Annotated in this window: 6 protein-coding genes; 4 read left to right on the forward strand and 2 right to left on the reverse strand. The window is 42.0% G+C overall.

Features of this window, described 5'->3' with window-relative positions:
- Positions 1 to 172: 172 nt before the first annotated feature.
- Positions 173 to 2770: a DUF5686 family protein gene (locus HMAT_RS01575; protein ID WP_104381064.1), complete on the reverse strand. Its 2598-nt coding sequence runs from the start codon at positions 2768 to 2770 to the stop codon at positions 173 to 175.
- Positions 2771 to 3071: 301 nt separating this feature from the next.
- Positions 3072 to 4760 carry an RluA family pseudouridine synthase gene (locus HMAT_RS01580; protein ID WP_104381065.1) on the reverse strand — a complete coding sequence of 563 codons (1689 nt, stop codon included), beginning with the start codon at positions 4758 to 4760 and terminating at the stop codon, positions 3072 to 3074.
- 149 nt (positions 4761 to 4909) lie between these two features.
- Between HMAT_RS01580 and HMAT_RS01585 the strand changes: the two genes are divergently transcribed.
- From HMAT_RS01585 to HMAT_RS01600, 4 genes are all read left to right on the forward strand, one after another.
- Positions 4910 to 5383 carry a Dps family protein gene (locus HMAT_RS01585; RefSeq protein ID WP_104381066.1) on the forward strand — a complete coding sequence of 158 codons (474 nt, stop codon included), beginning with the start codon at positions 4910 to 4912 and terminating at the stop codon, positions 5381 to 5383.
- Positions 5384 to 5525: 142 nt separating this feature from the next.
- Positions 5526 to 7985, forward strand: coding sequence for a glycoside hydrolase family 31 protein (locus tag HMAT_RS01590; RefSeq protein ID WP_104381067.1), 2460 nt, complete (start codon positions 5526 to 5528; stop codon positions 7983 to 7985).
- Positions 7986 to 7987: 2 nt separating this feature from the next.
- The gene (glgB, locus tag HMAT_RS01595) at positions 7988 to 9946 is read left to right on the forward strand and encodes a 1,4-alpha-glucan branching protein GlgB (RefSeq protein ID WP_104381068.1); all 1959 of its coding nucleotides are present in this window, start codon (positions 7988 to 7990) and stop codon (positions 9944 to 9946) included.
- An 87-nt stretch (positions 9947 to 10033) separates the two neighbouring features.
- Positions 10034 to 11446, forward strand: a complete 1413-nt coding sequence (locus tag HMAT_RS01600; protein WP_104383253.1) for a glycogen synthase — start codon at positions 10034 to 10036, stop codon at positions 11444 to 11446.
- Positions 11447 to 11452: the final 6 nt, after the last annotated feature.

Below are 11452 nucleotides of genomic sequence, written 5' to 3' on the forward strand. Positions count from 1 at the left end.
GTTTTTGGGATTCTTCGTCTAGCCGAACCGCAATCGGATAAATCGACAAAGAAAGATGGGGAAATACCATGGGATAAGGATCAAATGGGAGACGCTGTAAATAAGAAAAAAGGCCCTGTCATTTTTTTCATTGACAGGGCCTCAAAATTATACTATAAATTTACGGAAACTATTAGAAGTCAAATCTAACCCGTGCACGGATTCCCCAGGCTGGAGCATCCACATGGTCAAGATAATTCAGACGTTTGACGTAGTCCACACGCAAAATTTTAAAGATGTTGGCCAAACCGATACTGGCCTCCATATAAGGCTCAGAACCGAAGGTATATGAGCTTTGGATATCTTGTGCATTGCGTTGCCATGCAAACACTTTAGAGCCGTAATTAGGGTCGTCTGGATCATTTTCTTTACGAAGACCACCGTATACACCTTTGAAACTAAATACCTCACGTAACTTCAGCTTTTTGATCAGTGGGATTTTATTCAATAGGAATCCATTCATGTAGTATTGTACGTTAATGGAAGCGTTGTGGTCACTGACAAATTCCAGGAAGTTCATTAAGTTGTACGAGTTTAACTGGTATGCATAAGTCTGGTTTGCACGGTGGATTGTCAGGAAGGGAAATGGTATCTCTTTTCCTGCGATATAGTTTCCTTCGGCGGTTACATCAGCAAAACCAAATTGACTTAAATAAAAACGTTTGAATGCGCCTACGTTAAAACTATGGTAATTATATTCTCCTTTTGCCAGACCTTTTATCCCAGCGGTATAATTGAACGTGAATATCGGGTATTGATTGAATATTGGAGTCCGATAGATTTTACCTTGGTAAAATTCCTCATGCGGTGCGTATCTAAAGTTAACCGATAGTTCTGTTGTGTTTAATTCGTTGAACAATTTGTTTTGTCCATTTTCATCCAACATTTGGTACGTCAGGCTGCCAGCTGGGGACTGTTTGTTGATATTAAATCCAGCACCAATAGCCAGGTGATTCAAGAATTCTTTTTTATACTCCAGTCCATAGTTGGTTTCGTAGATATATCGGTCGTTATCACCACGTTTGAAGGATAGCAAAAAGTTGTCTTCCTGAATAAACTCGAGCTTTTGTCCCGGAATTTTGGTATCTTTCTTATAGGAGGCCCTGACATAGTGCATAGGGAAGGAGTATACCGACTTGTTGTTAAAGGCATAAGTCCCGCTGAAAAAATACTTCCATTTCTGATCCTTGAATCCATAGGCCGCATAACTCTCTGCATAAAAGCGTTTGCTCAGTGATTCGGTCGTACGCCCCCCCACACGTAAGCGAAAGCCTTCAACAGGGTTGAAACTGTAGAATGTATTTACTGGACCAATTTCCACCGGACCGGCTTGTTTGTAACCCGAAAGCACCAAGGCCGCGATATCCATGAAGGTTCTGAAAGAAGGGATTTTCTGTAAAGTATCTATATTGTGGTAGATATTTAGTTCATTCTGTGCCAAAGCTAAAGGACGTTGTGTTTCAAATAAGGACTTTGTCGCTTTTTTATTCTCAACATTGTAAGCTATGACTGTTGATGGACCGTCGTAAATGCTATCGGGTTGTTGCACACCAACTTTATAGTTGTTATAATCGACCGTTCGGCTTCCGCGGATACCCATTCCTTTTTCAGTTAATGAAAAATCAATTCCCAATGTACTTGTCTTCAGGTAGAATCTGCTCTTACTGTCTTTTTCAAATTTGAGCTGAACCTGAAGATCGCGTACAAAATTTAGGTTGATATCATCCGCAACAGTCATATTCGCTCCTTGAACAGCATAATTGCCATCGAGGGTAACATATAATTGTCCTTTAAACAACATATCTGCTTTATTGCGGGGAACGAAGCTCAATTCAACCAGCCAGGGTTGGGACGTTTTGATGGTATCGGTAATGAAAAATTTATAAAATGTCGGTGCAGAATTCGCAATCGGACTCAAAAACTGGTTGGTTACCAATGAAATATTGTTGTCATAGATGTCAACTTGTTCGTAGAGTTTATTAAAATAGGCTGCCAGACCATCATTATCTATAAATTTAGGGTCAAACTGCGCGCGTTGATCCCCCAAAATATATTGTTTGGTTTTGCTCGGATCTTTACGGTAGTACACTTTGGACATTTTCTCTTCGATAAAAGCCGGCAAAACATATTTATTGGCGGTTTTAGCCGAATCATCTGTTTCGAAAAGAAATTGATAGTTTTTAAAGATTTTTTTGTTGACGAATTTTTCTGAAAGATTGCTCAATCCCAAAGACATCTTCTCATATTGGTCAAATTCAGCATATTGTTGTCCCGACAGTCGGTTTTTATCTTTATTTTCAATCACCTTACGGATTAGAGCAACGGCAGGATTGTCTTTGTTGCTGTATTTTTTCTTTTTGGCTTTGACAACAACTTCCTCCAGCATATTATCCTGTGCATCCATCAGGATTTCCTTGGTCTGAACAGCATCATTGGTAACGAAAGCATCCTTATTGTCATAACCAACATAGCTTGCTCTGATTTTGACATAAGATGTTGGAAAAACCAGCCTAAACTCTCCATTTGCATTGGTCGATGTTGAGGTTCCTGCAGCAGCAGGCGCGCCCACGACCGCAACGGTGGCGTAAGCAATGGGGGCTTTTGTCTTTGCATCTTTGACCGTACCCGTAACCGTTTTGGTCTGTGCGAATGCCAGAGATGCTGATAGCAAGAATGTTATCGAGAAAAAGAGTTTATTTATGAAGGTTTGTGCGTTTATTTTAGCTTCCATTATATTGCTATAATCTTGAAAATTCAAAATTGTTTTCTTGTTTTTACTTTATTTCTGACTTTATAAGTATTAAAATCAAAAAATCAGTGAACAAAGGAAACAAAAAATTAAGAATATTTAAAATTTTATTGTAATGTAATAAAGGAAACGTACTTTCTTCTTTTGAGGTTTAAGTAATTGTTTTCCAGTTGTTTGTATTAAATTATTGATTTAGGTCAATAATTTAACGTCCACATTTTGACTTCACGATGATTTTCCAGTCACATATTTGCTGACTTTTGTAACGATATAGTCAATCGTGCTAAAAATCAGGTGGGATTTCAAAGGTGATTTCCTGTCTGGAGCCCGGGTGTATAAACTTAATAAAAGCAGCATGAAGGTGTAATCTATTTGCTTTTCTGCCGTATAGATCATCGCCGACGATAGGTGTATTCAGGCCGTCCGGGTGTACGGCGTGCATACGGAGTTGATGTGTCCGGCCTGTTAAAGGATAGAATCGAACGCGTGTTTGGCCATTTTCAATTGCGATTCTTTCCCATTTAGTCTGTGCAGGTTTTCCATAGGTATAACAGACCACTTGTCGGGGCCTGTCGTCTAAATCCACGCGAAGGGGCAGATCAATCAGCCCCGATTCCTTTTCAATAACACCATCGAGTAAAGCAATGTACTCCTTCGTTATGGTATGTTGTATAAATTGATCTTGTATAAATTGATGTGCCATCTTGTTTTTGGCTACAACCAAAAGTCCCGAAGTGGACATATCCAGCCGATGGATAATAATTGGGCCGGCATTTGGATAGCGTTTGAGGACACGGTTATAGACGGAATCTTTAACATAGATTCCGGGAACTGATAAAAACTCTGCGGGTTTGTTAAAGACGATAATATCTTCATCTTCATAGATCTGCGGGAGTTCCGTTTGCAGGGTTGTTTCCTGTTGCATAGGATTCGGATCGACCGTAAGCCCCTGAAGCATGTAACCCAGAATAGGTTCACATTTTTTACGACAGGCCGGATAATAGTTTTTATGTCTGCGAATTTCGGAAGCCGGGGAACAGCCCCACCAGAATTCGGCCAATGCGATGGGGGTAAGATTGTGGCTATAGGCATATTGCAATAATTTCGGCGCAGCACATTCTCCAGAACCCGCAGGAGGTGTACTTTGATCAAAATCCTGAAAAATGGCAATGACATTCTTGGGTTGCCCTTCGGCATTCAGAAAATTATATTGTTCAAAAAGTTGTCTTTGCAGATTGCCCGACCGCGTCTTGCGCTCCTCTTTCATTGCCAAAATATCGGAAAGCAATTGTTGAAGCTTAAGGTTTTCCGATTCCAGGGCCAGATGCATGTCATATTGATAGCGCTGAAGTTCTTGTTTGTCCTTTAAGCTTTGGCTACGCATATCTTTCATCAGTGTTTCATACGCTTCGTCTGACAGGATGGGACGTAATCTGGTTCGGGTTTCCTTACGTTCTTTTTTCTGACTTCTGAGTTTTGTTTTGAGCAGGTCAAGCGCTGTATCCCATTGGTCTTTTAATCTATTGAGATTGCTTTTTGTTTGTGCCAGTTCCGCACTGTTTTCCAGGAGTTCAATTTTTCTGTTGAGCGCATTTAAGTGTACTTCTTCATTCAAAAAGAAGCCATCTTTTTCCAGCATGTCAAAAATAGGGGGCACAAAGTAGCTATGTTTGTTGCTGCCTGCAAGCTTGCCTGATACGGCCGCAAGATATCCGAGGCGATGCTGCTGATCGCGGACAACCAATATCCCAAACATCTTGCCTATGGCAAGACCATCATTATTTTCTTCTAGACCAAAGTTATGTGTCCACTCATTTTGTGTCTCCAGGTAGGCCTGGAGTTCTTGCGCAGCAATAATGGCTAGCGGATGCGGTTCATAGCAAAATGGAAAAGTGAACCGTAAGGGGAGTTCGATGCCCGAAATATCCTCCTTGAATGCATGAAAATAAGGCTTGTTGTCTAAAGTACCCACAGTATTCCCTTCAATAATAATCTGCCCGCAAAAATACGGTTATTATGCTATTGAAATGACATTTTAACGCCTCTTTTTTTTGTTTTCCCTGCTTTTTTGGGTAAATTTAACTAAGCGATTAAAAGATATAGTTAACAAATAAACACAATATGAAAACTTCAATTGGAATTAAAGATGCCGACTTAAAAAAAGTTGCGAAATTGCTCAATGTCTTATTGGCCGATGAGCACATTATTTACATGAAAACCCGAAACGCACATTGGAATGTCGAGGGACCTGATTTTCATGCGGCCCATTTATTTTTAGAATCGCAATATGATGAGCTTGCCGAAGTGATTGATGAAGTTGCGGAGCGTGTTCGTACATTGGGTCATTATGCCGTGGGCTCATTTGACAAATATCTGAAATTAACACGTTTGACAGAGTCTACTTCCGATAAGACGGACAGCCAATCTTATTATAAAGAGCTATTAACGGATCATGAATCTATTGCAATGTCGATTCGCGCTGATATTGCAGCTGTCGAGGATACAGCTGATAATGGTACCGAAGATTTTTTGGTCGGCTTATTGGAAAAACATGAAAAAATGGCCTGGATGCTCCGTGCTCATTTTATAAAATAGTAAAGATAGATTCATTTGATACAAACAATCCTGCCCATTTTAGTTGGCGGGATTTTTTTTTAATGATTTGTTGTCGGCGCGGGATAATTTTTCTATCTTAAAGAGGAATTAAGCCTTCAGAAACATTTAATATAACACAGCTATGCTTGAAGACGACAACCTAAATCAAACCACACTAAACGAGGAAGAAAATGATGGTACTTTGGAGAGTATGCATCATGTGAATAATCCGGTATTGGATCTGCCCAAAATTGAAAAGAAATACCTCGAAAATGTTGTATCCCACAACCAAAACGATAAATCATACTATTTTTCCGATGGCAAGGCGAAAGTTGAGATTAAGATCGTAACTGATGAGATTGTTCGTGTTCGATTGGCGCCACAAGGAACGTTTTTAGAGGATTTTTCCTATGCATTGGCAAAGAAAGATCATCGCGTCAGCATCCATCAGTGTAAAGAGGAAGAAGATCACTATAGTGTGCATACGAACACGATCTCCTGCCGGATCAATAAAGAAGATTTTTTGATTTCTTTCTCGGATAGGGCAGGGAAATTGTTTAATGCGGATCAGGCACCGATGCATTGGGAGGAAAATCCCGACTTTGGCGGATATTATGTCTATAGTACAAAAATAGCTTTTGAAAACGAAGCATTTTATGGCTTAGGCGACAAGGCGACCAAACTTAACCTTCGCGGCAAGCGATTAAAAAATTGGAATTCGGACACTTATGCATTTGCTTACGATCAGGATCCTTTATACAAAACAATCCCTTTTTACATCGGATTGAAAGATGGGGAAGCCTACGGTATTTTCTTTGATAATACCTTTAAAACCTATTTCGACTTTGCTGCAGAGGATCAGGGTAAGACTAGTTTCTGGTCTGAGGGTGGTGAATTGCAATATTATTATATTCATGGCCCTCATATTATTGATGTAATCCGGAGGTACCATACCCTGACCGGCACACATTATTTACCACCATTATGGGCTATTGGGTACCATCAATGCCGATGGAGTTATTACCCCGAAGCGAACGTACGTAAGGTGGCCGAAGAATTCCGTAAAAGACAGATCCCATGTGATGCCATTTACTTGGATATTGACTATATGGATGGGTATCGCTGCTTTACCTGGAATAAGCAATATTTTCCAAATCCCAAGAAAATGATTGCCGACCTTGCCAATGAAGGCTTTAAGACGGTCGTCATGATTGATCCGGGAATTAAGGTTGACGAAAACTACTGGGTGTTTAGAGAAGGAAAGGAGAATAGATATTTCTGTCGAAGGGGCGATGATTATTTTATGGAAGGATTTGTTTGGCCCGGACGCTGTCAATTTCCTGACTTTACGAACCCTGAAGTTCGGCAGTGGTGGGGGACTTTATACCAGGGTTTAGTGGAGGACGGGGTTGCAGGCTTTTGGAATGATATGAATGAACCTGCAGTTTTTGGTCGTGGAACATTTCCGGATGATGTCAGGCATCAATATGATGGCCATCGCGGATCGCATCGAAAAGCACATAATGTCTACGGCATGCAGATGGTGCGTGCGACCTATGATGGCTTAAAGAAGCTGTATAAGAATAAAAGGCCATTTACCATTACACGGGCGGCTTATGCCGGTACACAACGTTATTCTTCGGTATGGACGGGAGATAACTTAGCCAGCTGGGAACATCTCAAACTAGGGACTTTACAGTTGCAGCGCTTGTCCACCTCAGGAATGTCTTTCTGTGGAACCGATATTGGCGGATTTACTGGGGAACCGGATGGTGAACTCTTTACGCGATGGATGCAGTTTGGTGTTTTTTCACCATTTATGCGTGTACATTCCGCAGGGGATACCCGCGACCGAGAGCCCTGGAGCTTCGGTGAAGACTGGGAAAAAATAAATAAAAAGTTTATTGAGCTGCGCTATCAGCTTTTACCTTATATCTACACCTGTTTTTGGGAACAGACCAAATACGGCTATCCGATCTTACGTCCTATTTCAATGGTTGAGCAGCATATTCCAACCAATTGGCAGCGGGAAGAGGAGTTCTGTTTTGGCGATAAAATATTGGTGTCGCCGGTATTGCAACCTGGCCAGAAAAGCAAGGTTGTCTATCTTCCCGCAGGAGATTGGTTCTATTATTTCAGTAACGCGGTATATGTGGGCGGCAAGGAACATACCATTGCAACACCTTTGGATGAAATGCCACTATTTATTCGTGGTGGATCCGTTATTCCGGAATATCCCGTCATGCAGTATACCGGAGAAAAGAAAGTAGAGGAACTGCAATTGAATATCTATTTTTCGGAGGGCGTGCATCGTTCTTACGTCTATTCCGATCATGGTGATACCTTTGCGTATGAGCAGGATATTTATCTGGAGAAATGCTTTACAGTGTCCGGATTGAAAGACTCCCTGTCAATCAAACAGACCCGAGACGGGTTATTTACCGAGCGGTACGAAGAGTATAAGCTTCAATTGATCGGGCTTCCATTTGCGGTAAAAAAAGTAAAAACAGATGGAATAGAGACGAAAGTGCAACAGGATGAACAGGGGCGATATTGGATTAATGTCGCACGTGAATTTGACAACATATTGATCGAGGGTTAAACATGGCCAATCAAGTAATACCGCATAGTCTTTTTTCGGAATTTGATGTTGCACTGTTCCAGGCGGGCAGGCACTTCAAACTGTATGAAAAATTTGGTTCGCATGAACTGGAAGTGGAGGGTGAAAGAGGCGTTTATTTTGCGGTTTGGGCCCCAAATGCAAAATCCGTTTCCGTAACGGGAAACTTCAATTTTTGGGACAAGGGGAGTCATCCCCTAAATGTCCGCTGGGACACAAGTGGAATCTGGGAAGGTTTTATTCCCGGAATAGCCAATGGTGAAACTTACAAGTATTGCATCCAGAGCTCTTCCGGGGAAGAGCTAGAGAAAGGCGACCCATTCGCATTCAAATGGGAGGTAGCACCTAAAACGGCATCCATTGTCCATTCAAATTGGTATGAATGGAATGACGGAAACTGGATGAAGGAGCGTATCGTAAAAAATAGACTGGACCAGCCCTGGTCGGTCTATGAACTGCACCTTGGCTCATGGGCAAGAGATCCTGAGAGCCCAGATACGCTATTAAACTATCGGGAGATTGCTGTACAGCTTGTGGCTTATGTCAAGGAAATGAATTTTACGCATGTAGAATTTATGCCTTTGATGGAACACCCTTATTACCCCTCATGGGGATATCAGATTACAGGCTATTTTGCTGCAAGCTCGCGTTATGGCTCGGCGCAGGATTTAATGTTCCTCATAGAAGCGCTCCATGCTGCCGGAATTGGGGTATTATTGGATTGGGTACCTTCACATTTCCCTGGTGATGCGCATGGACTTTATCGCTTCGATGGTACAAGTCTTTATGAACACGAAGATCCACGAAAGGGTTTTCATCCAGATTGGCAGTCCTATATTTTTAATTATGGACGCAATGAAGTGCGCTCATTTCTGATTAGCAATGCCTTCTATTGGCTAGATCGCTTTCATATTGATGGGCTGCGTGTTGATGCTGTGGCTTCGATGTTATACCTAGACTATAGCCGGAATGCGGGTGAATGGATTCCGAATGAGTTTGGTGGTAATGAAAACCTCGAGGCCGTACACTTCTTAAAGGAATTTAACGAGGCCGTTTATGCCCATTTTCCAGATGTACAGACGATCGCTGAAGAGTCTACATCCTGGCCAGGTGTGAGTAAACCTACCTATGCCGGCGGTTTAGGCTTTGGGATGAAATGGATGATGGGGTGGATGCACGATACACTGGATTATTTTAAGGAAGACCCGATCAATAGAAAATATCATCATGATCGTATTACTTTCGCTACAGTATATGCATTTCACGAAAATTTCATGCTTCCTTTGTCGCACGACGAAGTCGTTTATGGAAAGCAGCCGCTGATATATAAAATGCCTGGTGATGAATGGCAAAAATTCGCCAACCTGAGGGCTTTATACCTGTTTATGTATACTTTTTCAGGAACCAAACTGCTGTTTATGGGGGGCGAGTTTGGCCAAACGTCTGAATGGAACGTGAATCAATCGCTCGATTGGCATCTGCTGGAATTTATGCCGCATCAGGGAATGAAAAAATTTGTGGCAGACTTAAATGCGACGTATCGACAGCAGCCCAGCCTCTTTCAAAAAGCTTTTGATGCATCTGGATTTGAATGGATAGATGCCGGCGACCGGGAAAATTCGGTTTTGGTCTATTGGCGTAAAGCTTTTGATTCCTGGGATGATACGGTAATCGTGATTAACCTGACACCCGTTGTCCGCGAACATTTTCGAATAGGTTTGCCTTATTCCGGTGAATGGGAAGTGGTGTTGAGTTCGGATGATCTCCATTATTTCGGTTCAGGAGTCTGCAGCCAGCATGTGGCAAGTGAACAGCTGCATTGGATGAATCGGTCACAGTCTGCTCAGGTGGATCTTCCACCGCTTGGTGGTTATATCCTCAAACGTAAGAAGGATCGGAAAGAAACCGCTCCAGTAAAGTCTGCGGAACGTATCCCTGTCTAGGGCGATGTACCCAGACCAGAGAGGTCGGTAAAAGTAAATTTTAATAGGATAAGTTCCATCTGAGCGATGGAGGAAAAATATGTACAGATGAAAGTATTTCATTTAAGTGTCGAATGTTACCCAATCGCCAAGGTTGGTGGTCTCGCGGATGTCGTTGGTGCATTGCCCAAGTATCAAACTAAACTTGGCGTGGAAGCGGCGGTGATCATGCCCTGGTATGATCGCCCATTTGTTAGGGAGCATTCCTTTGATGTAATTCAAGAGGGAAGTTTTTATCAAGGGTCTGAATTATTGAACTATTCTGTTTTTAAAGAAAAAGAAAACACACTCGGTTTTGAACTCTATTTGATAAAAATACCCGGTAAACTGGATCGTCAGGAAGTTTATTGTTATCCGGATGAAGGGGAGCAGTTTATCGCTTTTCAGCATGCCGTATTAAACTGGTTCAAAGCGAAAGCAATCGTGCCAGATATCGTGCATTGCCATGATCATCATGTTGGCTTGATGCCTTTTCTGATGAAGTATAGCAATGAATATAATTTCCTTGCCGGAGTGAAGACTGTTGCGACAGTACACAACGGTCAATACCAGGGCTGGACACATTGGAGCAAGGCGATTCTATTGCCCGGATTCGACAGCTGGAAATGGGGGCTCTTGGATTGGGATGGTCTGATCAATCCACTTGCTGCATTGATTAAGTGCTGTGATGCCTACACGACCGTGTCGGAAGGGTATCTTGAGGAACTCTATGTGGAGGCAAATGGTCTTCAGCATCTGTTTTATGATGAGCGTCACAAGTCCGTCGGTATCGTCAATGGAATTGATTGGGATATCTGGAGTCCGGATAAAGACTATACCTTGATTGAAAATTATGATCTTGCTTCAGCTTTTGCCGGTAAACTTAAAAATAAGCAGGCACTGGCGCAGCAGTATGAAATTGATCCGACGCTCCCTCTGCTCGTCTTTATAGGGCGTTTTGCGACCGAAAAAGGCGCTGATTTGTTGCCGGATATAATTTTGGATTTGACCGAAAATTTTTCGGACAGATTGAGTATATTTATACTGGGAGCCGGGGATCCGGCAATTCAGTCGCGGGTAAAAATGCTCGTGGATGAAAAGATAGAAAATTTTGATGTGTTCTTTGGTTATGATGAAAATCTTGCACACTGGCTTTATGCAAGCGCAGACTTTCTTTTGATGCCTTCGCGGGTTGAACCCTGTGGCCTCAATCAGCTTTATGCCATGAGATATGGCACCTTGCCGATTGTACACTATGTGGGTGGTCTGAAAGATACGGTCATCGATCTGGAAAACAATGGATACGGGATCGGTTTTGAGTCGCTTGAGGTGGCTGAAATCAGAAAGGCGGTTATCCGGGCGGTTGAATACTATGAAAATAGGTCTGAATTTGAGGACAACCAGCACAAAATAATGAATTTGGATTTTTCCTGGAACAAATCCGCAGCGAAATACATAAGTCTATATAACCAATTAATTTAATTTGAT

Source organism: Sphingobacterium sp. HMA12 (genome assembly GCF_002933815.1).
Classification (GTDB): Bacteria; Bacteroidota; Bacteroidia; order Sphingobacteriales; family Sphingobacteriaceae; genus Sphingobacterium.